20 protein-coding genes and 3 pseudogenes are annotated in these 26375 nt (G+C 72.6%); 17 read left to right on the top strand and 6 right to left on the bottom strand.

What is annotated here, in order from left to right; translation table 11 throughout:
* Positions 1-67: 67 nt before the first annotated feature.
* The 3 genes and pseudogenes from AMK31_RS24260 to AMK31_RS24250 all read left to right on the top strand — a co-directional run.
* Positions 68-226 (top strand): annotated as a pseudogene (locus AMK31_RS24260) (PaaX family transcriptional regulator C-terminal domain-containing protein); the annotation flags it as partial.
* 2 nt (positions 227-228) lie between these two features.
* A pseudogene (locus AMK31_RS24255) lies at positions 229-555 on the top strand (hypothetical protein); the annotation flags it as partial.
* Positions 556-792: 237 nt separating this feature from the next.
* On the top strand, positions 793-2190 hold the full coding sequence (locus AMK31_RS24250; protein WP_073942724.1) for a glycoside hydrolase family 16 protein: 1398 nt from the start codon (positions 793-795) through the stop codon (positions 2188-2190).
* 50 nt (positions 2191-2240) lie between these two features.
* Here the strand turns inward: AMK31_RS24250 and AMK31_RS24245 are convergent, their stop codons facing one another.
* On the bottom strand, positions 2241-3134 hold the full coding sequence (locus AMK31_RS24245; RefSeq protein WP_073942723.1) for a helix-turn-helix domain-containing protein: 894 nt from the start codon (positions 3132-3134) through the stop codon (positions 2241-2243).
* Positions 3135-3294: 160 nt separating this feature from the next.
* On the opposite strand from AMK31_RS24245, the gene tkt reads away from it, so the two are divergent.
* From tkt to AMK31_RS24215, 7 genes are all read left to right on the top strand, one after another.
* On the top strand, positions 3295-5370 hold the full coding sequence (gene tkt / locus AMK31_RS24240; protein ID WP_073942722.1) for a transketolase: 2076 nt from the start codon (positions 3295-3297) through the stop codon (positions 5368-5370).
* Positions 5371-5389: 19 nt separating this feature from the next.
* Positions 5390-6532, top strand: a complete 1143-nt coding sequence (tal, locus tag AMK31_RS39985; protein WP_198948558.1) for a transaldolase — start codon at positions 5390-5392, stop codon at positions 6530-6532.
* Positions 6533-8095 (top strand): glucose-6-phosphate dehydrogenase, encoded by a 1563-nt coding sequence (zwf, locus tag AMK31_RS39980; RefSeq protein ID WP_107468702.1) that lies wholly within the window; start codon positions 6533-6535, stop codon positions 8093-8095.
* On the top strand, positions 8092-9018 hold the full coding sequence (opcA, locus tag AMK31_RS24230) for a glucose-6-phosphate dehydrogenase assembly protein OpcA (protein WP_073942721.1): 927 nt from the start codon (positions 8092-8094) through the stop codon (positions 9016-9018). The genes zwf and opcA overlap by 4 nt, the downstream gene beginning before the upstream one ends.
* Position 9019: 1 nt before the next feature.
* On the top strand, positions 9020-10666 hold the full coding sequence (pgi, locus tag AMK31_RS24225; RefSeq protein ID WP_073942720.1) for a glucose-6-phosphate isomerase: 1647 nt from the start codon (positions 9020-9022) through the stop codon (positions 10664-10666).
* 11 nt (positions 10667-10677) lie between these two features.
* Positions 10678-11559 (top strand): phosphogluconate dehydrogenase (NAD(+)-dependent, decarboxylating), encoded by an 882-nt coding sequence (gene gnd / locus AMK31_RS24220; protein ID WP_073942753.1) that lies wholly within the window; start codon positions 10678-10680, stop codon positions 11557-11559.
* 77 nt (positions 11560-11636) lie between these two features.
* Positions 11637-13103, top strand: a complete 1467-nt coding sequence (locus AMK31_RS24215) for a membrane-associated oxidoreductase (protein ID WP_073942719.1) — start codon at positions 11637-11639, stop codon at positions 13101-13103.
* A 75-nt stretch (positions 13104-13178) separates the two neighbouring features.
* Here the strand turns inward: AMK31_RS24215 and AMK31_RS24210 are convergent, their stop codons facing one another.
* Both AMK31_RS24210 and AMK31_RS24205 read right to left on the bottom strand, forming a co-directional pair.
* Positions 13179-14993: a bifunctional sugar phosphate isomerase/epimerase/4-hydroxyphenylpyruvate dioxygenase family protein gene (locus tag AMK31_RS24210; RefSeq protein ID WP_073942718.1), complete on the bottom strand. Its 1815-nt coding sequence runs from the start codon at positions 14991-14993 to the stop codon at positions 13179-13181.
* A 71-nt stretch (positions 14994-15064) separates the two neighbouring features.
* Positions 15065-15940 carry a shikimate dehydrogenase gene (locus tag AMK31_RS24205; protein WP_073942717.1) on the bottom strand — a complete coding sequence of 292 codons (876 nt, stop codon included), beginning with the start codon at positions 15938-15940 and terminating at the stop codon, positions 15065-15067.
* Between the two features lie 164 nt (positions 15941-16104).
* Between AMK31_RS24205 and AMK31_RS24200 the strand changes: the two genes are divergently transcribed.
* The 3 genes from AMK31_RS24200 (at position 16105) to AMK31_RS24190 (ending at position 19687) form a co-directional block, all read left to right on the top strand.
* The gene (locus AMK31_RS24200; protein WP_073942716.1) at positions 16105-16770 is read left to right on the top strand and encodes a TetR/AcrR family transcriptional regulator; all 666 of its coding nucleotides are present in this window, start codon (positions 16105-16107) and stop codon (positions 16768-16770) included.
* Between the two features lie 215 nt (positions 16771-16985).
* Positions 16986-18338, top strand: coding sequence for an MFS transporter (locus tag AMK31_RS24195; protein ID WP_073942715.1), 1353 nt, complete (start codon positions 16986-16988; stop codon positions 18336-18338).
* A 131-nt stretch (positions 18339-18469) separates the two neighbouring features.
* Positions 18470-19687: an MFS transporter gene (locus AMK31_RS24190; RefSeq protein ID WP_073942714.1), complete on the top strand. Its 1218-nt coding sequence runs from the start codon at positions 18470-18472 to the stop codon at positions 19685-19687.
* A 36-nt stretch (positions 19688-19723) separates the two neighbouring features.
* Here AMK31_RS24190 and AMK31_RS24185 read toward each other — a convergent pair whose 3' ends face one another.
* Entirely contained in the window at positions 19724-20149 is a 426-nt protein-coding gene (locus tag AMK31_RS24185; protein ID WP_079186911.1) for a PPOX class F420-dependent oxidoreductase, read from the bottom strand.
* 99 nt (positions 20150-20248) lie between these two features.
* On the opposite strand from AMK31_RS24185, the gene AMK31_RS24180 reads away from it, so the two are divergent.
* The 3 genes from AMK31_RS24180 to AMK31_RS24170 all read left to right on the top strand — a co-directional run bounded on the left by AMK31_RS24180 (position 20249) and on the right by AMK31_RS24170 (position 23814).
* A complete protein-coding gene (locus tag AMK31_RS24180) occupies positions 20249-20830 on the top strand; it encodes a TetR/AcrR family transcriptional regulator (protein WP_073942712.1) in 582 nt (193 codons plus the stop codon).
* On the top strand, positions 20827-22296 hold the full coding sequence (locus tag AMK31_RS24175) for an MFS transporter (protein WP_079186910.1): 1470 nt from the start codon (positions 20827-20829) through the stop codon (positions 22294-22296). The genes AMK31_RS24180 and AMK31_RS24175 overlap by 4 nt, the downstream gene beginning before the upstream one ends.
* A gap of 264 nt (positions 22297-22560) precedes the next feature.
* Complete coding sequence (locus AMK31_RS24170) at positions 22561-23814, top strand: serine hydrolase domain-containing protein (protein ID WP_073942711.1); 1254 nt, start codon at positions 22561-22563, stop codon at positions 23812-23814.
* A gap of 107 nt (positions 23815-23921) precedes the next feature.
* On the opposite strand, the gene ribA is transcribed toward AMK31_RS24170, so the two are convergent.
* Entirely contained in the window at positions 23922-24584 is a 663-nt protein-coding gene (gene ribA, locus AMK31_RS24165; RefSeq protein ID WP_073942710.1) for a GTP cyclohydrolase II, read from the bottom strand.
* Between the two features lie 57 nt (positions 24585-24641).
* Here ribA and AMK31_RS24160 point away from each other — a divergent pair, with 57 nt between their 5' ends.
* The gene (locus tag AMK31_RS24160) at positions 24642-25421 is read left to right on the top strand and encodes a creatininase family protein (RefSeq protein WP_073942709.1); all 780 of its coding nucleotides are present in this window, start codon (positions 24642-24644) and stop codon (positions 25419-25421) included.
* Between the two features lie 167 nt (positions 25422-25588).
* Here the strand turns inward: AMK31_RS24160 and AMK31_RS42315 are convergent.
* A pseudogene (locus AMK31_RS42315) lies at positions 25589-26299 on the bottom strand (lysylphosphatidylglycerol synthase domain-containing protein); the annotation flags it as partial.
* Positions 26300-26375 lie beyond the last annotated feature (76 nt).

Here is a 26375-nt window from a genome sequence, read left to right as displayed (position 1 = left end):
CACCATCGCCTGCCTACGAATCTGGCTGCCCTGACTTTGCGGACACCCCCTAGGGCGGGACGTCTGTGTGTACTCGGGCAGCGTCGTCGACGTGTTCGCCCGCGCCGGGGTCGGCGAACAGGCGACCCGCTCGACGCTGACGCGGATGGTGAGCCGCGGTCTGCTGCGCCGCCGGCGCGAGGGCCGCCGTATGTACTTCGGGCTGACCGGGCGTTCGGCGGCCGTGCCATCCACACCACGGGTGACGCGCTGATCCCCGTGCAGTCCGAGAGCGCCCACCGCCGCGCCGCCGGTGCCGCCGGATCCGGCGGCCTGCTCGCCCAGGCCTACGTCGACGGTCCCGGGCACTGCACCTTCACCACCGCAGAGACACTGGCCGCCCTGCACACGCTGGAGCACCGCCTGGCCACGGGCCGCTGGACCGCCGATCCCGCCACCCTCAACTCCCGGGCGAGCGCTGCCGACCCGTCGACCGCGCCCCGCTACACGAGCCACCGTCCGGCGCCGTATCCGCGTCCGTACGACCTCGCTCATCCGGGTGACGTGAGGCGCTGACGCGCATGTCCCGTCCAGGGGAGGTCACTCAGGAGGTCATCGGGGAGGCGACCGGGGAGGCCGCTTTCGCCTTCAGCGGGTGAACTCCCGTGCAGCAGAAGGACTTTCCCGGTCTCACCTCTTGACGTGCGAGGGCACGGCGAGCACATTGGGCGCACCTTGAGAGCGCTCTCAAAACGCCGCGAGCGCTCCCGCGGGCACCCGTGACCCCACTCCCGTACCGAGAGGCACCCCCACATGAGCGCACCCCCCGGCACACCTTCCAGACGGCGCCCGCTGCGGCGGGCGCTGGCCGCCGCCGTCGGCGCCCTGGCCCTGGCGGCGGCCGCGGCGACGGTCACCGCGCCGTCCGCCACCGCCGCCGCGCCGCCGCCCCCGTCCGGCTGGACGCAGGTCTTCGTCGACGACTTCAACGGTGCGGCGGGCAGCGGCGTCAACACCGCCGACTGGCGGTACGCGACCGGCACCGGCTACCCGGGCGGCCCCGCCAACTGGGGCACCGGCGAGATCGAGACCATGACGTCCAGCCCCGACAACGTCTCCCTGGACGGCAGCGGCAACCTCCGCATCACCCCGCGCCGGGACGCCGCCGGGCGGTGGACGTCCGGCCGGATCGAGACCAACCGCACCGACTTCCAGCCCCCGGCGAACGGCAAGCTGCGCGTCGAGGCGCGCATCCAGGTGCCCAACGTCACCGGGGCCGCCGCCAAGGGCTACTGGCCCGCGTTCTGGATGCTCGGCGCGCCCTACCGGGGCAACTACTGGAACTGGCCCGCCGTCGGCGAGCTGGACATCATGGAGAACACCCAGGGCCTGAACACCGTGTGGGCCACCATGCACTGCGGCACCTCTCCGGGCGGCCCCTGCAACGAGACCAGCGGCATCGGCGGCTCCACCGCCTGCCCCGGCACCACCTGCCAGGCCGGATTCCACACCTACCGCATGGAGTGGGACCGTTCGACGAGCGTGGAGGAGATCCGCTTCTACGTCGACGGCAACAACTACCACACGGTGCGCGAGAACCAGGTGGACGCGACGACCTGGTCCAACGCCACCGACCACGGCTTCTTCGTCATCCTCAACGTGGCGATGGGCGGCGGGTTCCCCGACGCCTTCGGCGGCGGCCCGGACGCCGGCACGGTTCCCGGCCACTCCATGCTCGTCGACTACGTCCAGGTGCTGTCGGCCGGTGGGAGCGGTACCACTCCCCCGCCGACCGGGAACCGGGACGCGTACAGCGCCATCCAGGCCGAGTCGTTCGACGGCCAGTCCGGTGTGTTCAGCGAGTCCACGTCCGACACGGGCGGCGGGCAGAACATCGGCGCCGTCGCGGGCGGCGACTGGACGCTCTACAAGGGCGTGAACTTCGGGGCCACGGCGGCCACCCAGTTCCGCGCCCGCGTCGCGAGCGGGGCCGCCTCCGGGGTGAGCGGGCTGGTCGAGGTGCGGCTGGACAGCCGCGGCAACGCGCCGATCGGCAGCTTCGCGGTCGGCAACACGGGCGGCTGGCAGTCCTGGCGTACGGTCCCGGCGAACATTTCCTCGGTGACCGGCACGCACGACGTGTATCTGACGTTCACCAGCGGGCAGCCGGCGGACTTCGTGAACGTGAACTGGTTCGAGTTCGGCCACTGACCGACCCCGACGCGAAAGGGGCTCCACGCGCGCGTGGAGCCCCTTTCGCGTTATCGCAGCTCCGCGCGGAACGCCGCCGGTGTCATGTCCGTGTGCTGGTGGAAGAACTTGGAGAAGTTCGCCGCGTCGGGGAAGCCGACCGCGACGCCCACCCGTCCGATCGGCAGATCCGTGTGGGCCAGCAGGCGCTTCGCCTCCAGGACCACCCGTTTGTCGATGAACGCCTTGGGTGTCTCGCCGGTCGCGGCGCGGACCGCGCGGACCAGGGTGCGGCGGGAGTAGCCGAGGGCGTCGGCGTAGGCGCTGACGCTGTGGTTGGTGGCGAAGCCCGCCTCGACGGCGTCGCGGAACAGGGTGAAGGTGGTGTCGCCCGGGTGCCGTCCGGCCTCCGCGGAGCTCGCGGCGAGATGCGCGAGCCGCAGCAGGAACGCGGTCAGGGAGTGGCGCAGCACCGCGGTGTGCAGGCTGAGCGGGAGGGTCGCGGTGTCCTCGTACTCGCGGCGCAGCTGGGCGAGGGCGGCCTCCAGGGCGGCGAGCCGGGCCGGGTCGGGGTGGAGCAGCGGCGGCAGGTCGTAGCGGTACAGGCCGGTGGCCTCGACGGTGGCGCGCGGCAGGAAGCCGGGTTGCATGGTGAGGACGGTTCCGCGGTACTCGCTCGTGGTCGTGAAGCGGTGTACCTGTCCCGGGCGGATCCAGAGCACGTCGCCGGCCGTCGCCTCGTACTCGGTGAAGTCGACCATGTAGCGGACGGGGCCGGCGGCGAAGACCATCACGACGTGGAAGTCGATGCGGTGGACGCGGCCGAGCGGCGCGCCGGAGTGCCAGGTGCGGTCGGCGCCCATGGGGCCGACCCGCATGCCGACGCCGCTGATGCTGCGTTCGGTGGGGAAGGCGAAGGTTCTGATGCCGCCGTTGTCGCCCTCTGGGCCGGTTCTGTCCGCCATGTCTTCGTCGCGCCGCCTCGGTCGTGCTCGGGGTGTCCCACTTTCACCACAGGCTGACACACCCCGACCTTCACTCGTAAAAGTCAGACTTTTAAAGTCGAACGCGTCTGACCAGCCAAGACATGTCTTTCAGTGACTTTTTGAAGGGGACTGCCATCAGATGAGCGCGCAGACCACCGACGACTTCGTGTGGACCGAGCTCGACCGGCGTGCCGTCGACACCGCCCGCCTGCTGGCGGCCGATGCCGTACAGCGGGTCGGCAACGGGCACCCGGGCACGGCGATGAGCCTGGCCCCCGCCGCGTACACGATCTTTCAGAAGGTGATGCGGCACGACCCCGCGGACCCCGAGTGGACGGGCCGCGACCGCTTCGTCCTGTCCCCCGGCCACACCTCGCTGACCCTCTACACCCAGCTGTACCTCGCCGGGTACGAGCTGAGCCTGGACGACCTCAAGGCGTTCCGCACCCGGGGCTCGAAGACGCCCGGCCACCCCGAGTACGGGCACACCGCCGGCGTGGAGACGACGACCGGGCCGCTCGGCCAGGGCGTGGCGAACGCCGTGGGCATGGCGATGGCGGCCCGCTACGAGCGCGGCCTGTTCGACCCGGACGCCCCGGCCGGCCAGTCGCCGTTCGACCACACCATCTGGGCGATCGTCTCCGACGGCGACCTCCAGGAGGGCGTGTCCGCCGAGGCGTCCTCGCTCGCCGGCCACCAGAAGCTGGGCAACCTGGTCTTCCTCTACGACGACAACCACATCTCCATCGAGGGCGACACCGCGACCGCGTTCTCCGAGGACGTGCTGAAGCGGTACGAGGCCTACGGCTGGCACACCCAGCGGATCGAGCCCGCCGGGAACGGCGACGTCGACGTGGCCGCCCTGTACGCGGCGCTGAAGGCGGCGCGGGCCGAGACCGGGCGGCCGTCGATCATCGCGATGCGCACGATCATCGCCTGGCCCGCGCCGAACGCGCAGAACACGGAGGCCTCGCACGGCTCCGCGCTCGGCGAGGAGGAGATCGCCGCCACCAAGCGGATCCTCGGCTTCGACCCGGAGCAGACCTTCGAGGTCGCCGACGAGGTCCTGGCGCACACCCGCCGGGCCCTCGACCGTGGTGCCGAGGCGCACGCCGCCTGGGACAAGGGGATCGCCGCCTGGCGTACCGCGCACGCCGAGCGCGCCGCCGAGTTCGACCGGATCAGCAAGGGCGAGCTGCCGGCCGGCTGGGAGGAGAAGCTGCCGGTCTTCGAGCCCGGCAAGGCGGTCGCCACCCGTGCCGCGTCCGGCAGGGTGCTGCAGGCGCTCGGCGAGGTCGTCCCGGAGCTGTGGGGCGGCTCGGCCGACCTGGCCGGCTCGAACAACACGACGATCGACAAGTCCAGCTCGTTCCTGCCGGAGGGCAACCCGCTGCCGGAGGCCGACCCGTACGGCCGCACCGTGCACTTCGGTATCCGCGAGTTCTCGATGGCCGCGGAGATGAACGGCATCGCGCTGCACGGCAACACCCGTATCTACGGCGGCACCTTCCTGGTGTTCTCCGACTACATGCGCAACGCCGTGCGGATGTCCGCGCTGATGCAGCTGCCGGTGACGTACGTGTGGACGCACGACTCCATCGGCCTCGGCGAGGACGGGCCGACCCACCAGCCGGTCGAGCACCTGGCCTCGCTGCGCGCCATCCCGGGCCTGAACGTCGTGCGCCCCGCCGACGCCAACGAGACCGCGATCGCCTGGCGGGAGATCCTGCGCCGGCACGCCACCCGGCCCGCCCCGCACGGCCTCGCCCTCACCCGTCAGGGCGTACCGACGTACGAGCCGAACGAGGACGCGGCCAAGGGCGGCTACGTGCTGCGGGAGGCGTCGACCGGGACCCCGGACGTCCTGCTCGTCGCCACGGGCTCCGAGGTGCAGCTCGCCGTCGCCGCCGCCGAGTTGCTGGAGGCGGAGGGCGTCGGGGCGCGCGTGGTGTCCATGCCGTCCGTGGAGTGGTTCGAGGAGCAGCCGCGCGCCTACCGCGAGCAGGTCCTTCCGCCGTCCGTGAAGGCGCGTGTCGCTGTCGAGGCCGGGGTGGGGCTGACGTGGTACCGGTTCGTAGGTGACGCAGGACGCATCGTCTCCCTCGAACACTTCGGCGCCTCCGCCGACGCCAGGACCCTCTTCGCCGAGTACGGCTTCACCGCCGAGAACGTCGTCCGCGCCGCCCGGGAATCCCTGGCCGCCGCGCGCGGTTGATCCGACCGCCAGAAAGAAGATGATCAGAATGACCGAAGCGACCGCGAGCGCGGGAGCACTCAAGCGCCTGTCCGACGAGGGCGTGTCGATCTGGCTGGACGACCTGTCCCGCGGTCGGATCACCTCCGGCAATCTCGCCGAACTCGTCGAGGCCAGCCACGTGGTGGGGGTCACCACCAACCCGTCCATCTTCCAGGCCGCGATCGGCTCGGGCGCGGGCTACGAGGAGCAGCTGGCCGACCTGGCCGTGCGGGGCGTCACGGTCGACGAGGCCGTCCGTATGATGACGACCGCCGACGTGCGGGCCGCCGCCGATATTCTGCATCCTGTATACAGCGCCTCCGGTGGCCGGGACGGCCGGGTCTCCATCGAGGTCGACCCGCGCCTCGCCCACCACACGGCGGCCACCATCGCCGAGGCCAAGCAGCTCGCCTGGCTGGTCGACCGCCCGAACGTCATGATCAAGATTCCGGCGACCAAGGCGGGCCTGCCCGCCATCACCGAGGTCGTCGCCCAGGGCATCAGCGTCAACGTCACGCTGATCTTCTCCCTGGAGCGGTACCGGGAGGTCATGGACGCCTACCTCGCCGGCCTGGAGCGGGCCCAGGCCGCGGGCCTGGATCTGAGCACCATCCACTCGGTGGCCTCGTTCTTCGTCTCCCGCGTCGACAGCGAGATCGACAAGCGGCTGACCGTCCTCGGCACCGACGAGGCCCTCGCCCTCAAGGGCCGGGCCGCGCTCGCCAACGCCCGGCTCGCCTACGCGGCGTACGAGGAGGTGTTCGGCGGCGACCGCTGGCTGGCCCTGTCCGGCGCCAAGGCCAACAAGCAGCGCCCGCTGTGGGCGTCGACCGGCGTGAAGGACCCGGCGTACAAGGACACCCTGTACGTCGACGACCTGGTCGCCCCCGGCACGGTCAACACCATGCCCGAGGCCACCCTGAACGCCGTCCGCGACCACGGGCAGATCACCGGCGACACCGTCACCGGCGGCTACGCCCAGGCCCGCGCCGACCTCGCGGCCGTGGAGCGGCTCGGCATCTCCTACGACGAGATCGTCCAGCAGCTGGAGGACGAGGGCGTCGCCAAGTTCGAGGTGGCGTGGCAGGACCTGCTGGACGCGGTGACGAAGTCCCTGCGGAGCAAGGGAGTCGAGGCGTAGATGAGCGAGACACCGCTCCAGGAGCTGACCGCGCCCGCGGCCGGCTGGGCCAACCCGCTGCGCGATGTGCGCGACCGCCGGCTGCCGCGGATCGCGGGCCCGTCCGGGCTCGTCATCTTCGGTGTCACCGGCGACCTGTCCCGCAAGAAGCTGATGCCGGCCGTCTACGACCTGGCCAACCGCGGCCTGCTGCCGCCGGGCTTCTCCCTCGTCGGGTTCGCCCGCCGGGACTGGGAGGACCAGGACTTCGCGCAGGTCGTGCACGAGGCGGTCAAGGAGCACGCCCGCACCCCCTTCCGCGAGGAGGTCTGGCAGCAGCTCGCCGAGGGCATGCGGTTCATCCCCGGCGACTTCGACGACGACAACGCGTTCGAGCAGCTGCGCGCGGCGGTGGAGGAGCTGGACTCCTCGCGGGGCACCAGCGGCAACTACGCCTTCTACCTCTCCGTACCGCCGAAGTTCTTCCCGAAGGTCGTCCAGCAGCTGAAGAAGCACGGCCTCGCGGACGCCCCGGCGGGCTCCTGGCGGCGCGCCGTGATCGAGAAGCCGTTCGGCCACGACCTGGGCAGCGCCCGGGAGCTGAACGCGATCGTGCACGACGTGTTCGAGCCGGACCAGGTGTTCCGCATCGACCACTACCTGGGCAAGGAGACCGTCCAGAACATCCTGGCGCTGCGCTTCGCCAACCAGATGTTCGAACCGATCTGGAACCGGTCCTTCGTGGACCACGTGCAGATCACCATGGCCGAGGACATCGGCATCGGCGGCCGGGCCGGCTACTACGACGGCATCGGCGCCGCCCGCGACGTCATCCAGAACCACCTGCTCCAGCTGATGGCGCTCACCGCCATGGAGGAGCCCGCCGCGTTCGACGCCGAGTCGCTGCTCACCGAGAAGCTGAAAGTGCTGAAGGCGGTGAAGCTGCCGGAGGACCTGGGCCGGCACACCGTGCGCGGGCAGTACGCGAGCGGCTGGCAGGGCGGCACGAAGGTGCGCGGCTACCTCCAGGAGGACGGCATCGACCCGGCCTCCGTCACCGACACCTACGCCGCGATCAAGCTGGGCGTGGACAACCGCCGCTGGGCGGGTGTGCCGTTCTACCTGCGCACCGGCAAGCGCCTGGGCCGCCGGGTCACCGAGATCGCGGTGGTCTTCCAGCGGGCCCCGCACTCCCCGTTCGACACCACGGCCACCGAGGAACTCGGCCAGAACGCAATCGTCATCCGCGTCCAGCCCGACGAGGGCATGACGGTCCGGTTCGGCTCGAAGGTGCCGGGCACGTCGATGGAGATCCGGGACGTCACCATGGACTTCGCGTACGGCGAGTCGTTCACGGAGTCCAGCCCGGAGGCGTACGAGCGGCTGATCCTGGACGTGCTGCTCGGTGACGCCAACCTGTTCCCCCGTCACCAGGAAGTGGAAGAGTCCTGGAAGATCCTCGACCCGATCGAGCGGTACTGGGCCTCGAACGGCAGGCCCGCCCAGTACCCGGCGGGCACCTGGGGACCCGAGGAAGCGGACGAGATGCTCGCACGAGACGGACGGAGCTGGCGCAGGCCATGAAGATCGACCTGACCGACACCACGGCAAGCAAGATCAACAAGGCGTTGGTGCAGGGCCGCCGCGCCATCGGCACCCCGGCCGTGGGCATGGTCCTGACGATGGTGATCGTCACGGACGAGGAGAACGCCTACGACGCGATCAAGGCGGCCGAGGAGGCCTCGCACGAGCACCCCTCGCGCACCCTGGTCGTCATCAAGCGGCACGCCCGCACCCCGCGCGAGCGCACCCGGTCCCGGCTGGACGCCGAGGTCCGGGTCGGCTCCGAGGCCGGCACCGGCGAGACGGTCATCCTGCGCACCTACGGCGAGGTCTCCGAGCACGCCGACTCGGTGGTGCTGCCGCTGCTGCTGCCCGACGCGCCCGTCGTCGTGTGGTGGCCGGTGGACGCCCCCGACGTGCCCGCCAAGGACCCGCTGGGCGCGCTGGCGCAGCGCAGGATCACCGACATGTACGCCGTCGAGACGCCGCTGGCCGCCCTGGACGTCCGGGCGCGCTCGTACGCGCCCGGCGACACCGACCTCGCCTGGACCCGGCTCACCCCGTGGCGCTCGATGCTGGCCGCCGCCCTCGACCAGGCCAAGCTGCCGATCACCTCGGCGGCCGTGGAGAGCGAGGCCGACAACCCCAGCGCCGAACTGCTGGCCCGCTGGCTGGAGGCCCGGCTGCACGTGAAGGTCGAGCGGGTGGAGACGGCCGGACCGGTCGTCACCGGCGTCCGCCTCGGCACCGAGAAGGGCGAGATCGTCATCGACCGGCCCGAGGGCCCGCTCGCCACGCTGACCCTGCCGGGCCAGCCGCCGCGCACCCTCGCCCTGAAGGTGCGCCCCACCTCCGAACTCATCGCCGAGGAGCTGCGGCGCCTCGACGCGGACGAGATGTACGCCGTCGCCCTGCGCGGCGAGGGCACCAAGGAGAACGCCTGAGATGTCCGACACCCCCCGGCTCAACCACCGTCCCGAGTGGACGGCCCTGGAGGACCACCGCGCCGCCTGGCAGGCGCATCTGCGGGACCTGTTCGCCGACGATCCCGGCCGCGCGGAGCGGTACGTGGTGCGCGTGGGCGATCTGCGCATCGACTACTCCAAGCAGCTGATCACCGACGAGACGCTGGAGCTGCTGCGCGAACTGGCCGCCGCGACGGACGTGTTCGGGCTGCGGGACGCCATGTTCCGCGGTGAGAAGATCAACAACACCGAGGGCCGGGCCGTGCTGCACACCGCCTTGCGGGCCCCGCGCGAGGCGGTGATCGAGGTCGACGGCGAGAACGTGGTGCCCGCCGTCCACGCGGTCCTCGACAAGATGAGCGCGTTCGCCGAGCGGATCCGCTCCGGCGAGTGGACCGGCCACACCGGCAAGCGCATCCGGAACGTCGTCAACATCGGCATCGGCGGCTCCGACCTCGGCCCCGCCATGGCCTACGAGGCCCTGCGCCCGTACACGGCACGGGATCTGACGGTCCGTTTCGTCTCCAACGTGGACGGCGCCGACCTGCACGAGGCGGTCCGCGACCTGGACCCGGCGGAGACCCTGTTCATCGTCGCGTCCAAGACGTTCACCACCATCGAGACGATCACCAACGCGACGTCGGCCCGCTCCTGGCTGCTCGCCGGGCTCGGTGGCGACGAGAAGGCCGTGGCCAGGCATTTCGTCGCCCTGTCGACGAACGCCGAGAAGGTCACCGAGTTCGGCATCGACCCGGACAACATGTTCGAGTTCTGGGACTGGGTCGGCGGCCGCTACTCCTACGACTCCGCGATCGGCCTGTCCCTGATGATCGCCATCGGCCCGGACCGCTTCCGGGAGATGCTGGACGGCTTCCACACGGTCGACGAGCACTTCCGCACCGCGCCCCCCGAGGCCAACGCGCCGCTGATCCTCGGCCTGCTGGGCATCTGGTACAACAACTTCCACGACGCCCAGTCCCACGCCGTCCTGCCCTACAGCCACTACCTGTCCAAGTTCACCGCCTACCTCCAGCAGCTGGACATGGAATCCAACGGCAAGTACGTGGACCGGGACGGGCAGGAGGTCGACTGGCAGACCGGCCCGGTCGTCTGGGGCACCCCCGGCACCAACGGCCAGCACGCCTACTACCAGCTCATCCACCAGGGCACCAAGCTCATCCCCGCCGACTTCATCGGCTTCGCCCGCCCCGCCGCCGAGCTGAGCGACGAACTCAAGGCGCAGCACGACCTGCTGATGGCCAATCTGTTCGCCCAGGGCCAGGCCCTCGCCTTCGGCAAGACCTCCGACGAGGTCCGCGCGGAGGGCGTCGCCGAGGAGCAGGTGGCGCACCGCACCTTCAAGGGCAACCATCCGACGACGACGATCCTCGCCCGGGAGCTGACCCCGTCGGTGCTCGGCCAGCTGATCGCGCTCTACGAGCACAAGGTGTTCGTCCAGGGCGCCGTGTGGAACATCGACTCCTTCGACCAGTGGGGCGTGGAGCTGGGCAAGGTCCTCGCCAAGCGCGTCGAGCCCGCGCTCACCGAAGGCGCCGACGTGCCCGGCCTCGACTCCTCCACCGCCGCCCTCGTCGCGGCCTACCGTGACCTCAAGGAAGAGAACTGATCATGGCACCGATGCAACTGGGCCTCATCGGCCTCGGCAAGATGGGCGGCAACATGCGCGAGCGGATCCGCCGCGCGGGCCACACCGTCATCGGCTACGACCGCAACCCCGAGCTGTCCGACGTCAGCGGCCTCGCCGAACTCGTCGAGCGGCTGGAGGCGCCCCGCACCGTGTGGGTGATGGTCCCGGCCGGCGCGCCCACCCAGTCCGTCGTCGACGAGCTGGCGGACCTGCTGGAGCCCGGCGACACGGTCGTCGACGGCGGCAACTCCCGCTGGAGCGACGACGAGAAGCACGCCACGGAGCTCGGCGCCAAGGGCATCGGCTTCGTCGACGCCGGTGTCTCCGGCGGCGTGTGGGGCCTGGAGAACGGCTACGCGCTGATGGTCGGCGGCGAGAAGGAGCACGTCGACCGGCTCCAGCCGATCTTCCAGGCGCTCAAGCCGGAAGGCCCGTACGGCTACGTCCACGCCGGCAAGGTCGGCGCCGGGCACTTCGCGAAGATGGTCCACAACGGCATCGAGTACGCCATGATGCAGGCCTACGCCGAGGGCTGGGAGCTGCTGGAGAAGGTCGACTCGGTCACCGACGTGCGCGAGGTGTTCCGGTCCTGGCAGGAGGGCACGGTCATCCGTTCCTGGCTGCTGGACCTCGCCGTCCACGCCCTCGACGAGGACGAGCACCTGGAGAAGCTGCGCGGCTACGCCGAGGACTCCGGCGAGGGCCGCTGGACGGTGGAGGCGGCGATCGACAACGCCGTGCCGCTGCCCGCGATCACGGCCTCCCTGTTCGCGCGGTTCGCCTCGCGTCAGGAGGACTCCCCGCAGATGAAGATGATCGCCGCGCTGCGCAACCAGTTCGGCGGCCACGCCGTCGAGTCGGCGAAGAAGTAGGCCCACCGAGGGCCACCGTGACGGATCCCCTGCCATGAGTTGACAGCCGTTCGAAGGGCCCGCCAGAGTCGCCGCTGATGGAGATCACCGATCTGACACCGGCCGAGCTGCGCGTCTGGCGGGCCTTCCCGCGCGGGGAACGGGTCGACTTCCGCGCCGGCGACGACGAGGACGCCGCCGACGGGACGACCTGGGGGCCCGAACGCACCATCCGCGCCTCGGCGTTGAAGGCACTGCTGCTCCACGCGCCGCAGGAGGACGGCGAGATCGCGGCGCTCAGGGTCTCCGGAGCCCGGATCACCGGCCCGCTCGACCTCACCCACGCCGTCCTCGAGTCCCACCCCGTCCGCCTCAGCCACTGCCACTTCGCCGAGCGGCCCGAGCTGTACGGCATCCAGCTGCGCCGGCTCAGCCTGCACGGGTCGGTCCTGCCCGGACTCGGTCTGGGCAGCGCCCGCATCGACGGCACCCTGCGGCTGAGCGGCTGCCGGATCGACGGACCGGTGCAGCTCGCCGGCACCCAGATATCCGGCGCCCTCTTCCTGGAGGACGCCGAACTGACCGCGCCGGACGGCTCCGGCCCCGTCCTGAAACTCAACCAGTCGGTCATCGACGACGACCTGTGGGCGCCCCGCCTGCGCGCGCGGGGCGAGATACGCCTCAACGGGGCCTCCGTCACCGGCTCGGTCAACCTCACCGAAGCCCTGCTGGAGCGGGACGGGGAGGCCGCCGTGGACGCGCAGACCCTCACCGTCGAGGGGGACTTCCTGCTGCGGCGGGCCCGGGTACGCGGCTGGATCGGACTGCGCGGCGCCCGGATCGCGGGCCGCCTCGACCTGTCGTACGCCCAGGTCTCGAACCCCTCCGGCACCGCGCTGCACGCCAGCAGCAGCACCGTCGGGGAACTGTGGCTGCGCAAGGGCCCGCCGCTGGAGGGCACCCTGAACGTGCGCCGCGCGCAGATCGACGTGCTGTTCCTGGAGCCGGAGACGCTGCCGCAGCGGGTGCTGCTGAGCAGCCTCGCCTACACCTCGCTCACCCCGCACGAGCCCGCCGAGCGGCGGCTGCCCATGCTGGAGCGGGACGGCGAGGGCTATGTCCCGCACGCCTACGAGCAGTTGACCGCCGCGTACCGGCGCATCGGCGACGACCACGCGGCCCGGCTGGTGCAGCTCGCCAAGCAGCGCCGGCACCGCGCCACGCTCCCCTGGTACGGCCGCCTGTGGGGCCACGTCCAGGACGCCACCGTCGGCTACGGCTTCCGGCCGCTGCGCGCGTTCGGCTGGCTGCTGTCGCTGCTCGTCGTCGGCTCGGTCGCCTACGCGCTGGAGCACCCGCCGCCGCTGAAGCCCGACGAGGCGCCGGACTTCAACCCGGTGTTCTACACCCTCGACCTGCTGCTGCCGGTGATCTCCTTCGGGCAGGAGACCGCGTTCGCGCCGACCGGCCCGCACCAGGCGCTGGCGTACGTCCTGGTGCTGACCGGCTGGATCCTGGCGACGGCCGTGCTGGCCGGCGTGACCCGGACGGTCAGCCGCCAGTGAGGCGTCGGCCGTCGGTGCGGGGTGCCCTCCGGTGAAGGGGCATCCGCCGCTGAAGGGGCGTCCGCCGGTGGTGGCTCATCCGCCGGTGAGGTGGCGGGCGGTGTGCTGCGCGGCCAGGCGGACCGGCGCGTTCTGGGCGCCGTAGCCGCGGTAGCCGCCGTCGCGCTGGAGGAGTTCGAAGAAGACCCGGCCGACGGTGTGGGTGTAGCAGTGGCGGAAGACGCCGTGCGCGTCCCGGTCGTAGAGGATGCCGAGCTCGCGGTAGGTGTCCAGTTCCTCGTCGGGCAGGTCGAAGCGGGCGGCGAGGTCGTCGTAGTAGTTGCCGGGGACCGGCAGCGGACGGCCGCCGGCCGCGCGGAAGCGGCGGGCCGCGGCGACCACGTCGTCGGTGGCCAGCGCGATGTGCTGGGCGCGGACGGTGTCGTCGGTGGGCGCCGCGCCGACGGTGAGGGCGATCCGGACGGTGTCGTCGTCGTTGGTGACGGCGCGGCTGCGCAGCAGGCCGTAGGGGTCGGCGACGTCGACGCTCTCCTGGGCGCGCAGGCCGAGGACGCTGCGGTGGAAGAGGGCGGCCTCGTCGAACTGGTGCCAGGGCTGGGTGAGGGCCAGGTGGTCGATGCGGCGGACGCCGATGGCGGCGGTGGCGGCGGTGGCTGCCGGGCCGTGGCCGGTGGGCTCGAAGTCGGCGCGCCAGTCGGGGTGTCCGGGCCGGTCGGTCGCGCAGAAGAAGAGTTCGGTGCCGTCGGGGGCGGCGACGGCGTCCAGCTGGGCGTCGCCCACGGCCCGGCGGCGGGGCAGGACGGGGGCGAGCAGGGCCTCGGCGCGGCGGGCGGCACCGGCCGGGTCGGGGGACTCCAGGCCGATGGCGGCGAGACCGGCGCCCTCACGGCGAACGGCCGGGCCGGTGTTGACCAGGATCCGGGCCTCGCCCTGCTGCCACAGGTCGACGGGTTTGCCGCGGTGGCGTGCGGTGCGGGTGAAGCCGAGCGCGGTGAGCAGCGCGGCGACCGGCTCGGTGTCCGGGGTGACCAGCTCGGCGAAGGCGACGCCGGTGGGGACGACCGGCTCGGGCAGGGCGGCCGCGCCGACGGTCTCCTGGAGGAGGAGCAGGGAGCGGCGGGCGTCGACGGCGGTCGGGCCGGCCTCGGCCTGCCGGAAGACGTCGTTGAACACCTCCAGGGACAACGGTCCGCTGTATCCCGTATGCAGTACATGGCGTACCAGCCCCGCCACATCGAATCCGCCCTGCCCGGGGAAGCACCGGTAGTGGCGGCTCCACTGGAGCACGTCCATCGCGAGCAGCGGCGCGTCGGCCAGCTGCAGGAAGAAGATCTTCTCGCCGGGGATGTCCTCGATGTCCTTGGGGTCCGAACCCCGGGACAGGATGTGGAAGCTGTCCAGGCAGGTGCCGAGCGCCGGATGCCCGGCCGCCTCGACGATCCGCCAGGCGTGGTCGTACGTGTTGACGTGCCGCCCCCAGGCCAGCGCCTCGTAGGCGATCCGCACCCCGTACTCCGCTGCCGCGTCGGCGAGTCCGCTCAGCTGCTCGGCGGCGAGCGCGTCGTCGTCCACGGCGAGCGGGGAGACGGACGAGCAGACCAGCACGGTGTCCGCGCCGAGCCTGCGCGTCAGCTCGAACTTGTGCCGGGCACGGCGCAGACTGCGGGCGAACTCCTCGGCGGGCACGGCCTCCAGGTCCCGCATCGGCTGGTAGAGGTCGATGCTCAGGCCCAGGTCCGCGCACCGGGCGCGGATCTCCTCGGGGGTGAGGGGGCTCGCGAGCAGGTCGTTCTCGAAGATCTCCACTCCGTCGAAGCCGGCCCGGGCGGCGGCCGTCAGCTTCTCGGTGAGGGGGCCGCTGAGGGAGACGGTGGCGATGGACGTACGCACGGCGGTACCTCTTCTCTGCGAGTGCCTTGGTTCGGCGGGGCGGGCGTCCCCGGAGGGCTTGTCTTCCGGCCCTACTTCGGGGCGGCCACGGCCCCGGCCAGCTCGGCGATGTCCGCCAGCATCGCCGCGCCGTCCGCCTCGCGTCCGGTGAACAGCCGGAACGCGTCCACTGCCTGGAATACGGCCATCCCTCCACCGTCCAGCGTGGCGCAGCCGGCGGCGCGGGCGGTGCGAAGCAGCTCTGTCTCCAGGGGCCGGTAGACGACTTCGGCGACCCACAGGGCCGGGCGGAGGAGGCCGGCGGGGAAGGGCAGTCCGGGGTGGGCGGCCATGCCGGTGGGGGTGGCGTGCACGACACCGTCGGCGTCCGCGAGCAGCGCGGGCAGCCGGTCGGGGGTGCCCGCGGCGGCGCGCCCGTCGCCGAAGTGCCGGGCGAGCCGGCCGGCGAGGGCGGCGGCCCGCTCGGGCAGGGCGTCGACGACCGTGATCCGCCCGGCGCCGAGGGTGAGCAGGGCGTGCGCGACGGCGGCGCCCGCGCCTCCGGCGCCCAGCTGCACCACCCGCTCCAGCGGCGCGTCGGGCAGCCCGCGGGCGAAGGACGCGGCGAAGCCGGTGACGTCGGTGTTGTGGCCGACGGCGCGCCCGTCCTCGAAGACGACGGTGTTGACCGCGCCGAGCGCCTCGGCCTGCGGGGCGAGCGCGTCCAGGTGGCCGAGGACGAGCTGCTTGCACGGGTGGGTGATGTTCAGCCCGTCGAAGCCCAGGTCGCGGGCGGCGCGCACCAGGTCGCCGACGGCCTCGGGCGGCACGCCGAGGCGGTCGGTGTCGAGGAGCCGGTAGAGGTAGCGCAGGCCCTGCCGGTCGGCTTCGCGCTGGTGGAGTGCCGGAGTGAGCGAGGGTCCGATGCCGGAGCCGATCAGTCCGACGAGATACGAGTCCTGGGCCACGCGGACCTCCTGTGCGGGTCGCCCGCGGCGGCTGCCGGTGCGAGCGACGACGAAGCTAATGTACGAACTAGTACGTTAGTCATAGCAGCAGTACCCCGCCAGGGGAAGCCCCGCCCGGCGGCCTCTTACAATCTCGGCACTGGCCCCTCGTCCGAAGGATTCCGATGACCAGCGTCGACGAACCGGCACGACCGAACGGGCGGATCCGCGACGCGGCCCGCACCAAGGCCGAGATCCTCGACGTGGCCACACAGGAGTTCGCCCGGGCCGGTTACGACGGCGCCCGGGTCGACGAGATCGCCGCCCGCACCCGCACCACCAAGCGGATGATCTACTACTACTTCGGCGGCAAGGAGCAGCTGTTCACGGCCGTGCTGGAACGCGCGTACGGCGTGATCCGCGAGGCCGAACAGGAGCTGGACGTCGAGCATCTCGACCCCGTGGCGGCGATCCGGCGGCTGGCCGAGCTGACCTTCGACCACCACGAGCAGCACCCGGACTTCATCCGGCTGGTCAGCATCGAGAACATCCACGGCGCGGAGCACATCGCCGCCTCCGAGGAGCTGGGGCGGATCGGTTCGCCGGCGCTGGACGTGATCCGCCGGATCCTGGCGGCGGGTCAGGAGTCGGGCCTGTTCACGGCCGACGTCGACGCGGTCGACCTGCACGCGATGATCAGCTCGTTCTGCTTCTTCCGGGTCGCCAACCGGCACACGTTCGGCGCCTTGTTCGGCCGCGACCTGGTGGACCCCGCCCAGCGCGAGCACTACCGGGCCATGCTCGGCGACATGGTGATCGCCTATCTGACGGCGGACCGCGCGGCGGACTGAGCCCGATCCGGGGCCGGCCCCAACGACTCCCGGGACCGCGGGGAGTCCGGAGAAGTCCCGGAAATCTGCTGTGCACGACCCCTTGACATGCACGACACACGGGCGCAGCATCCCTAACCAACCCCGATTAACTATCCAGTGGGTTAATTAGCCGAGATCCGGCACTTCCCCTCTCCCCTCACTCCGCCGCGTCGGAGTCCCCCGAAGGAGCCGCCGTGTCCGTCCCCGCCCCCGCCTCCGCCGCCCCGCCCGGCCAGCCGAAGAAGGCCGCCGCGGCCGCCTGGATCGGCAGTGCGCTCGAGTATTACGACTTCTTCATCTACGGCAGCGCGGCCGCCCTGATCTTCCCGGAGGTCTTCTTCGACGAGTCCGACCCGGCCACCGCGACGCTGCTGTCGCTGGCCACGTTCGGTGTCGCGTACGCGGCCCGCCCGGTCGGGGCGCTCTTCCTCGGTCACTTCGGCGACCGGCTCGGCCGTAAGAAGATCATGGTCTTCACACTGATGCTGATGGGCCTGTCGACCTTCCTGATCGGCTGTCTGCCCACCCGCGACCAGGTCGGCACCCTCGCCCCGGTGCTGCTGGTGCTGTGCCGGGTCCTCCAGGGCATCTCGGCGGCGGGCGAGCAGGCCAGCGCCAACTCCATGACGCTGGAGCACGCGCCGCCGGGCCGCCGCGGCTTCTTCACCAGTTTCACGCTCAGCGGCACCCAGGGCGGCCAGTTGCTGGCGACGCTCGTCTTCATCCCGATCGCCGCGCTGCCCGAGGAGCACCTGATGGCGTGGGGCTGGCGGGTGCCGTTCTGGCTGAGCGTCGCCGTCGCCGTGGTCGGCTGGGTGATCCGCCGCAAGCTGGACGAGACGCCCGCCTTCGAGCAGCAGGCCGCGACCGAGGGGGTCGCGAAGCTGCCGCTGGCGATCCTGCTGCGCGAGCACTGGGCGGATGTGCTGCGGGTGGTCGCGGGCGCCCTGATCGCCTCGGTCAGCACCATCTTCACGGTGTGGGCGCTGGCGTACGCCACCGGCGACTCGGTCGGCATGAGCCGTTCCGGGATGCTCTGGGTGGGCGCGCTGGCCAACGTCGTCGCGCTCGCCGCGATCCCGCTGTGGGCCACGCTGTCGGACCGGATCGGCCGCCGCCCGGTCTACCTCGTCGGCGCGGTCGGCAGCGCGGTGACGATGTTCCTGTACCTGTGGGCGATCTCCACCGGCTCCTACCCGCTGACGATGCTGCTCGGCATCGTCGCCTTCGGTGTCGTCTACAGCGCGGCGAACGGGGTGTGGCCGGCGTTCTACGGCGAGATGTTCACGACCCGCGTGCGGCTGTCCGGCATGGCGATCGGCACGCAGATCGGCTTCGCCGTCGCCGGGTTCGCGGTCACGTTCGCGGCGCAGATCGCGGGCCCCGGCGGGGACGACTGGTTCTCCGTGGCCCTGTTCACCGCCGCACTGTGCGTGCCGCCGGTGATCGCCGCGCTGTCGGCGCGCGAGACGCACCGGGTGCCGACGGAACTCCTCGGCGAGCGGACCCCCGCGGAGACGCCCGGCCCGGCGGCGGTCACCGCCTGAACGGCCCTCGACGGCGGTCACCGCCTGAGCGCTCCCCGCTTCCCGCCCCCGCCTCCCGAGCCCCCGGACGTTCGGTGTCCGGGGGCTCACCCCTTGAATCTGACACCGGTGTCAGGCCCGAGCCTGCGGGCATGCGAAACCGGACTCCTCTCGGCACGGACCTCGAACGGCAGCCGCGCACGGCGTCGCCCCGGCTGCCCCTGACCGCCCTCCTCGCCCTGGCCACCGCCGTCTTCGTCACCAGCCTCACCGAGACCCTGCCCGCGGGTGTGCTGCCCGCGATGAGCGCGGACCTCGGGGTGGGCGAGAGCGCGATGGGACAGTCGGTGACGGTGTACGCGGCGGGTACGGCACTCACCGCGATCCCGCTCTCCGCGGCCACCGCGCACTGGCGGCGCAAGCGGCTGCTGCTGGCGGCGATGGCCGGGTTCGCCGTCGCCAACACGGTCACCGCGGCGTCGGCGAGCTATCCGCTGACCATGGCGGCCCGGTTCACGGCCGGGGTGGCCGCGGGCCTCGCCTGGGCACTGCTCGCCGGGTACGCCCGCCGCCTGGCACCCCCGGCCCTCCAGGGCAAGGCGGTCGCGGTCGTCATGACCGGCATCCCCGTGGCGCTGTCGCTCGGCGTGCCCGCGGGCACGTACCTGGGCGGGGCGCTGGGCTGGCGGACGGCGTTCTGGCTGATGACGGCGCTCACCGCGGTCCTGCTCGGCTGGATCGCGCTGGGCGTCCCGGACCGCCCGGGGCAGCGGCCGGAGGCGCGCGGCGGCATGCTGCGGGCGCTGACCGTGCCCGGGGTGGCGCCGGTGCTCTTCGTGACCCTGGTCTTCGTGCTGGCGCACACCGTGCTGTACGCCTACATCGCCACGTTCCTCGACCGGTTCGGCATGGGCGACCGGGCGGACCTGGTGCTGCTGGTGTTCGGCGGCGCGTCGCTGATCGGCATCTGGGTCGTCGGCGCGCACATCGACCGGCGGCTGCGCGCGCTCACCGTGGCGAGCACCCTGCTGGTCGGCGCGGCCGCCGCACTGCTGGCCGGATACGCCGGCACCGAGCCCCTGGTGTGGCTGGCGGCGGCGCTCTGGGGGCTCGGCTGGGGCGGCGCGCCGACCCTGCTGCAGACCGCGGTCGCGGAGGCGGGCGGCGAGCAGGCCGACGCCGCCCAGGCCATGCTCGTCACGCTGTGGAACGCGGCGATGGCCGGCGGCGGGGCCGTGGGCGGCATCCTGCTCGGCCTGTTCGGCGCGACCGCGTTCCCGTGGACCGTGCTGGTGCTGCTGGTACCGGTGCTGGCGGTGGTGCTGGGCGCCCGCGCGCACGGGTTCCCCGGGGCGACGGCTCGCCGGTAGCAGCGAGGGCTCCCGGTAGCAGCAGGGGTTCCCCGGTCAGGAACGGGGAATCCCGTACGCCCGCTCCACCCGCAGCCGCAGCACCAGACGCCGGTCGCGGACCATGGAGGCCCGGTAGTCGTCCCAGTCGGGGTGCTCGCCCAGGACGTCCCGGTACAGCCGGATCAGCTCCTCGACGGTCTCGTCGTGCGGGTCCTCGGCGACGGGCGAGAGGTCGGCCGTGCCCTCGGCGACCGCGTAGGCCCACCGGTCGTCGGTGGTGACGTGGTACGACGCCCGGGGGTCACGGCGCAGGTTGCGGGTCTTGGCGCGGTCGTCGGTGAGCGAGACGCGGATGATCCGCTCGTCCCGGTCGTAGGTGTGTTTGACGTTCGACAGCTGGGGGCGGCCGTCGCGCTTGAGGGTGACGAGCACGCCGTCGTGGCCTTCGGAGAACAGCTTCAGCAGGTCGTCCTGGGTCATACCCCGGTCAACTCCCGCGACCCGGCCTCGCATTCCCGCGATCGGATACCCGACACCCACGAGTAGACACTGTCTACGCAGAGCTGGTAGACACTGTCCATGAGCGAAGCCGAGCCGAATCTGCGCGCCCGACTGGTCGATGTGGGCGTGGAACTGGTGACCCGCGAGGGCGCACAGGCGCTGACCCTGCGGGAGATCGCCCGCCGGGCCGGTGTCTCGCACGGGGCGCCGCGCCGCCACTTCCCCACCCATCTGGAACTGCTGTCGGCCATCGCCCGCCGCGGCTTCGACGCGCTCGGCGCGCGGGCCCGGGAAGCGCTCGGCGACGGTGCGGCGGACCCGCGCGCGCAGGTGGCGGCACTGAGCCGCGTCTACCTGGAGTTCGCGCTGGGCAACCGCGGCATGTACGAGCTGATGTTCCGTCACGACCTGCTGGCCAGCGGCCACTTGGGGCTGAGGGACACCAGCCTCCCCCTCTTCGGCCTGCTGGTGGAGCTGGTCGGCCGGGCGTGTCCCGGCGCCGACGCCCGGGCCGTCGCGGGCGCGCTGTGGGCGAACCTGCACGGCATCGCCCAGCTGTGGGGCTGGGGCAGTCTGCAACTCGCCGTCGGCGCGGACGACTTCGCACCACTGCTGCAGACCACACTGGACGCCCACCTCGGTCCCGGGAGCGACCGGTGAACCGCGCGCTGACCCTGGCGAGCAGTGTGGCCGGGGCGGTGGTCGTCGCCCTCGACGGCACCCTCCTGACCGTCGCGCAGCCCACCCTCCAGCGGGACCTCGACGCCTCCTTCGCGCAGGTGCAGTGGACCACCACCGGCTATCTCGTCGCGGTGGCGGCGCTGCTGGTGTTCGCGGGCCGGCTCGGCGACCGGTACGGGCACCGGCGGCTGTTCGGCGTCGGCATGCTGGGCTTCGGCGTGGTCTCGGCCGGAATCGGACTGGCCCCCGGGATCGGCTGGGTCATCGGGCTGCGGATCGCCCAGGGGGTCTGCGGGGCGCTGCTGCAACCCGCCACGCTCGGCATGCTGCGCGCCGCCTGCCCGCCCGACGGGCTGCGCACGCCCCTCGCCGTACGGACCGCCGCGATCGGGGTGGCGGCGGCAGCGGGGCCCGTCCTGGGCGGGGCACTGGTGACGGAGCTGGGCTGGCGGGCGGTGTTCTTCCTGCACGTCGTACCGGCGCTCGCCTTCGGCCTGCTCGCCCTGACCGCGCGGACGCCCGAGCCGCCGAGGACCGCCGTACGGCTGGACCTGCCCGGCGCGCTGCTGCTCGCGCTGGCCCTCGCCGCCCTGGTGCACGGCCTCGCCGGCGTGGCGGACAGCGGCGGCACCGCCTCGGCGGCACCGGCCCTCGCGGTGGCGGCGGTCGCCGGTGCGGCGTTCGTACGGCACGAGCGGCGCGCCCCGCACCCGCTGGTGCCCGCGGACGTCGTACGGTCGGCGGCCGTCGGATCGGCGCTCGGCGTGCTGGTGACCGCGTCGGCCGCGCTGCACGGCACGCTGTTCGTCTGCGTGTACCTCCTCCAGGGCCCGCTCGGCCTCGACCCGTTCCAGAGCGCCCTGCGCAGCCTGCCCCTGGCCGTGCTGATGATCGCCGCCGCGGCCGTCAGCCCGGTCCTGCTGCGGCGCACGGGCGCCCGGCGGGCCACCGTCACCGCCACGCTGGTCCTCGCCGCCGGAGCCCTGCTGCTGTCGACCGCGTCCGGCACGCTCGCGCTGTGCACCGGTTTCGCGCTGGTCGGCGCGGGGTTCGGCACGGTGATGGTGGCGGCCACCCACGTCGTCGTACGGCATGCCCCCGCCGAGTCGGCCGGGGTGGCGGGCGGGCTCCAGCAGACCGCCCTGAACGTCGGACCGGCGCTCGGCGTCGCCGCGGCGACCCTGCTCGTGACCGCCGGCGGTCTGCGCACCCCGCTGACGGCCTTCGCCGCCCTGGCGGCGGCGGGCGCGGCGATCGGGGGCGCGCTGCCGGGGCGGACGCGGACGCACACGCCTGCGGCGGGCGGGGCGGATGGCGCGGGGAGCCAGGGGGCCGGGGGCGGGGCTGGGGTCGAGGTCGGGGGGAGCCGCGGCGGCGTACCGGTTGAGGGGGCCGAGCCCCGGGCAGGGCTGCACGACGCACCGACCGGGCGAGCCGAGACGTAGACCATCAGCCGGGCACGTCGACGCACGGGCCGGGGGGGGGACGACTGCCACAGGAGGCGGTCGAGCGGCCCACACGCGCCTCGCCCGTCCCACACGCGCCTCGCCCGGCGCGCACGGATCACCCGGCGGGCGCCTCCCCGGCACCGCCCGGCCCCCGGCCCACCCGCTCCCCCGTACCCGGTCACCTGCGCGACCATGAGGTCTGAGGGCGCTCCCACGGGGTATGCCCGATCGCACCTCGGTGAACGCGATCGGAGGACGGCGATGGCACTGCTGCGACAAGAGGTCGAACCGGACGAGGCGGGGCTGGACGCGCGGGCGCTCGGGCGGCTGGACCGGCATTTCGCCCGTGAGGTCGACGCGGGGCGGCTGCCCGGCTTCCTGGTGGCGGTCGCGCGCGGCGGCCGGGTCGCCCACCTCACCGCCTACGGGCACCGCGACATCGCCGCGGGGCTGCCGGTGGAGCCGGACACGCTGTGGCGGATCTACTCCATGACGAAGCCGGTCACCTCGGTGGCCGCGCTGCTGCTGGTGGAGGAGGGGCGGCTCGCGCTGGACGACCCGGTCGCCCGGCATCTGCCGGAGTTCGCCGACGCCCGCGTCTACGACGGCGGCTCGGGCGCGGACGTCCGTACCCGCCCAGCCGCCGGGCCGATACGGGTCCGGCATCTGATGACCCACACCGCGGGCCTGACGTTCGCCTTCTACCACTCCCACCCGGTGGACGCCCTCTACCGCGAGGCGGGCCTGGACTCGTCGGTGGCGCCGGGCAAGGACCTGGCGGGCACGGTCGGGGTGTACGCGCGGATGCCGCTGCAGTTCGAGCCGGGCACGCAGTGGAACTACTCGGTGGCCAGCAATGTGCTCGGCCGGATCATCGAGGTGGTGTCGGGGCAGCCCCTGGACGTGTTCCTCGCCGAGCGGGTCTTCCGGCCGCTGGGCATGCCGGACGCCGGATTCCAGGTGAGCGACGAACAGGCGGGGCGGCTCGCCGAGTTGTACGGCGAGAAGGAGGACGGCGACGGGATCCAGCCGATCCCCGGGCTGCCGCTGCGCGGCCGGCCGCGCTTCCTGTCGGGCAGCGGCGGTATGGTGGCGACCGCATACGATATCCACCGGTTCATGGAGCTGCTGCGCCGCCGCGGCGAACTGGACGGGGTACGGCTGCTGACGCCGGAGACCGTCGACCTGATGACCACCAACCAGCTGCCGGGCGGCGCCGATCTGCGCTCGTTCGGCAGCCGCCCCGCCCACGACGAGCCCGGCAACGACGGCGTCGGGTTCGGGCTCGGCGTGTCGGTGGTGATCGACCCGTCCCGTACCCGGTCGCCCTCGGGGCTCGGTACGTTCGGCTGGAGCGGGGTGGCGACCACCACGTTCTGGGTCGACCCGAGCCGGGACCTGACCGTGCAGTTCTTGACGCAGCTGCGGCCGCGCCGCTCGCACACCGTCTACCCGGACCTGAAGCAGCTGGTGCACGAGGCGGTGACGCCGGTGTCACAGTCGTCACCGCGGTAGGTGAACACGGCGCCGCCCCGGGCGAGTTGGCCGGTCCCCGCCCGGGAGCGGCCGGCCGTCACGAACCGCCGGTATCAGCCCGCGCCACCCCCGCTCCCCCACACCCGTCATCGAGACAGGTGCGCCACCGCGTCCAGATGGGGCAGGTGGTGGTCCAGCCGCTCCCGCTTCGTCCGCAGATAGGTGATGTTGCTCTCGCAGGGCGGGATGAGCAGCGGCACCTGCTCGGCGACCTGTATCCCGTGCAGCAGCAACGCCTCCCGCTTGCGCGGGTTGTTGGACATCAGCCGCACCGAACGCACCCCCAGGTCCCGCAGCATGCCGGCGGCGGCACCGTAGTCGCGGGCGTCCACCGGCAGCCCGAGCGCGACGTTCGCCTCCACCGTGTCCAGGCCCTCGGCCTGCAACGCCATCGCCCGCAGCTTGCCCAGCAGCCCGATGCCGCGGCCCTCGTGCCCCCTCAGGTAGACGACGACACCGGCGCCCTCCGCGACCACCGCCCGCAGCGCCGACGCCAGCTGGTCACCGCACTCGCAGTGCTGCGAGCCGAACGCGTCGCCGGTCAGGCACTCCGAGTGCAGCCGCGTGAGGACACCGTCGGCGCCGGGATCGCCGTACACGAGGGCGACGTGCTCGTCACCGCGGTCGTGGTCGAGATAGCCGACCGCCTGGAAATTGCCGTACACGGTGGGCAATGGCGCATTCACCACGCGTTCCACACCGGTGCGTTGTGGGGTCTTCTTGCCGAGCACGCCGATTTTCTCTGTCATGATCTGGTTCCTCAACATCCTCAACTTCCTCACCATCAGACGAAAGGCCGGGAAAAGATGAGCGGTTCGGGAATACGGGCACAAGGACCGGGACCGGCGTACGGTCCGCTGCCGCAGGACACCACCGACGACGTACGGGCACGCGGGGCGGGCGTCCGCGGGCAGGTCGCCGTCCTTCCGGTCGGCAGCTTCGAGCAGCACGGCCCGTATCTCCCGCTGGCCACCGACACGCTCGTCGCCTGCGCCGTCGCCCGCGACATCGCCGCCGCCCACCCGGTGCACCTCCTTCCACCGGTGACGATCTCCTGCTCCCACGAGCACGCTGCCTGGCCCGGAACCGTCAGCATCTCCGCGGCGACCCTGCACGCGGTCGTCCGCGACATAGCGGACTCGCTGCGCCGCTCGGGCGTCGACGCCCTGGTCCTGGTCAACGGGCACGGCGGCAACTACGTCCTCGGCAACGTCGTCCAGGAGGCCTCCGCGCGCGGCGAGCGGATGGCGCTGTTCCCGGCCCCGGAGGACTGGGAGACGGCGCGGGAGCGGGCCGGGGTGTCGACCTCGCTGCTCACCGACATGCACGCGGGCGAAATCGAGACCTCCATCCTTCTGCACGCCCATCCGGAATCCGTCCGGCCCGGTTATGGGACCGCCGATTTCATCGCCGACGACCGGCGTCATCTACTCACCACCGGAATGTCCGCCTACACCGATTCGGGAGTCATCGGGCGGCCTTCCCTCGGCACCGCGGAAAAGGGGAAGGAACTGCTGGCGAGTCTGGTGGATTCCTTCACCGCGTACTTCGAGTTGCTCACCTCCGACGGCGGCAGCCGGGCGTAGCGGCCTTCGGCGGCGGGCTCCGGTACGGCGGTCCGGGCGGCGCCCGTCGTACCGGCGGCCCGCAGCGACGCGAGCCGGCGGGCGACCGGCACGAGGACGCCCGGCAGGCTCGCCGCGAAGCCCAGCACGCCGTAGACCACGGCGACCGCGAGGCCGTCGCCCGCGCCCAGGCCGGCGGCGCCGAACGCCCAGGCGGTGACGCCCTCCCGCGGGCCCCAGCCGCCCACGTTGAGCGGCAGGCTCATGGCGAGCAGGGCGAGGACCGCGAGCGGCAGCAGCACCATCGCGGAGGCGTCACTGCCGGTGATCCGCGCGGCGAGCAGGAACATCGCGACATGCCCGGCCAGGACGGCGACGGACGCGACCGCCACGCCAGGCCCGTTGCGGCGCGACAGCAGCGCCGCACGCACCTCCGCCACCAGCGCCCGCCGGCGACGGGCGCGGGCGCCCCGGTTCATCCGCAGGGCGAGGACGACCGCGACCGCGCCCAGCGCGGCCACCGCCGCCGGCAGGGCGAACTGCCGGACCTCCGAGCGGACCGGGGACGCCACCGTCAGCAGGACCCCCGCACCCGCCACCGCCAGCACCACCTGCCCGGCAGCCCGTTCCAGGACCACCGCCCGCACCCCGCGGCCGAGGTCCCCGGAGCTGTGCCCGTGCCGCACCGCCCGGTGCACGTCGCCCAGCACCCCGCCGGGCAGGGCCGCGTTCAGGAACAGCGCCCGGTAGTAGTCGGCCACGGCCGGGCCGTACGGCAGCCGGATCCCCAGCCCGCGGGCGACCAGCTGCCAGCGCCACGCGCTGAGGGCGGTCGTGACGACGCCGATGCCGACCGCCGCGAGCAGCGCGGGCCCGTCGATCCGCCGCAGCCCGTCCACGAAGACCCCCGTGCCCAGACGCCAGACGACGACGGCCAGGACGGCGGTCCCGACGACGGTGCCGAGGTGGGCGCGC

This window comes from Streptomyces sp. TSRI0107 (genome assembly GCF_001905845.1).
Lineage (GTDB): Bacteria > Actinomycetota > Actinomycetes > Streptomycetales > Streptomycetaceae > Streptomyces.
The sequence above is the reverse complement of the archived record's forward strand: the minus strand, read 5'-3'. Positions and strand labels throughout refer to the sequence as shown.

What these genes read in the sequence shown, in the direction of transcription:
- pgi (WP_073942720.1), top strand. Translation starts at nt 9,020, where the DNA reads ATGTCCGACACCCCCCGGCTCAACCACCGTCCCGAGTGGACGGCCCTG.
- AMK31_RS24190 (WP_073942714.1), top strand. Translation starts at nt 18,470, where the DNA reads ATGCGAAACCGGACTCCTCTCGGCACGGACCTCGAACGGCAGCCGCGC.
- gnd (WP_073942753.1), top strand. Translation starts at nt 10,678, where the DNA reads ATGCAACTGGGCCTCATCGGCCTCGGCAAGATGGGCGGCAACATGCGC.
- tal (WP_198948558.1), top strand. Translation starts at nt 5,390, where the DNA reads ATGATCAGAATGACCGAAGCGACCGCGAGCGCGGGAGCACTCAAGCGC.
- opcA (WP_073942721.1), top strand. Translation starts at nt 8,092, where the DNA reads ATGAAGATCGACCTGACCGACACCACGGCAAGCAAGATCAACAAGGCG.
- AMK31_RS24180 (WP_073942712.1), top strand. Translation starts at nt 20,249, where the DNA reads ATGAGCGAAGCCGAGCCGAATCTGCGCGCCCGACTGGTCGATGTGGGC.
- AMK31_RS24245 (WP_073942723.1), bottom strand. Translation starts at nt 3,134, where the DNA reads ATGGCGGACAGAACCGGCCCAGAGGGCGACAACGGCGGCATCAGAACC.
- AMK31_RS24200 (WP_073942716.1), top strand. Translation starts at nt 16,105, where the DNA reads ATGACCAGCGTCGACGAACCGGCACGACCGAACGGGCGGATCCGCGAC.
- AMK31_RS24215 (WP_073942719.1), top strand. Translation starts at nt 11,637, where the DNA reads ATGGAGATCACCGATCTGACACCGGCCGAGCTGCGCGTCTGGCGGGCC.
- AMK31_RS24170 (WP_073942711.1), top strand. Translation starts at nt 22,561, where the DNA reads ATGGCACTGCTGCGACAAGAGGTCGAACCGGACGAGGCGGGGCTGGAC.
- tkt (WP_073942722.1), top strand. Translation starts at nt 3,295, where the DNA reads ATGAGCGCGCAGACCACCGACGACTTCGTGTGGACCGAGCTCGACCGG.
- AMK31_RS24160 (WP_073942709.1), top strand. Translation starts at nt 24,642, where the DNA reads ATGAGCGGTTCGGGAATACGGGCACAAGGACCGGGACCGGCGTACGGT.
- AMK31_RS24250 (WP_073942724.1), top strand. Translation starts at nt 793, where the DNA reads ATGAGCGCACCCCCCGGCACACCTTCCAGACGGCGCCCGCTGCGGCGG.
- zwf (WP_107468702.1), top strand. Translation starts at nt 6,533, where the DNA reads ATGAGCGAGACACCGCTCCAGGAGCTGACCGCGCCCGCGGCCGGCTGG.
- ribA (WP_073942710.1), bottom strand. Translation starts at nt 24,584, where the DNA reads ATGACAGAGAAAATCGGCGTGCTCGGCAAGAAGACCCCACAACGCACC.
- AMK31_RS24185 (WP_079186911.1), bottom strand. Translation starts at nt 20,149, where the DNA reads ATGACCCAGGACGACCTGCTGAAGCTGTTCTCCGAAGGCCACGACGGC.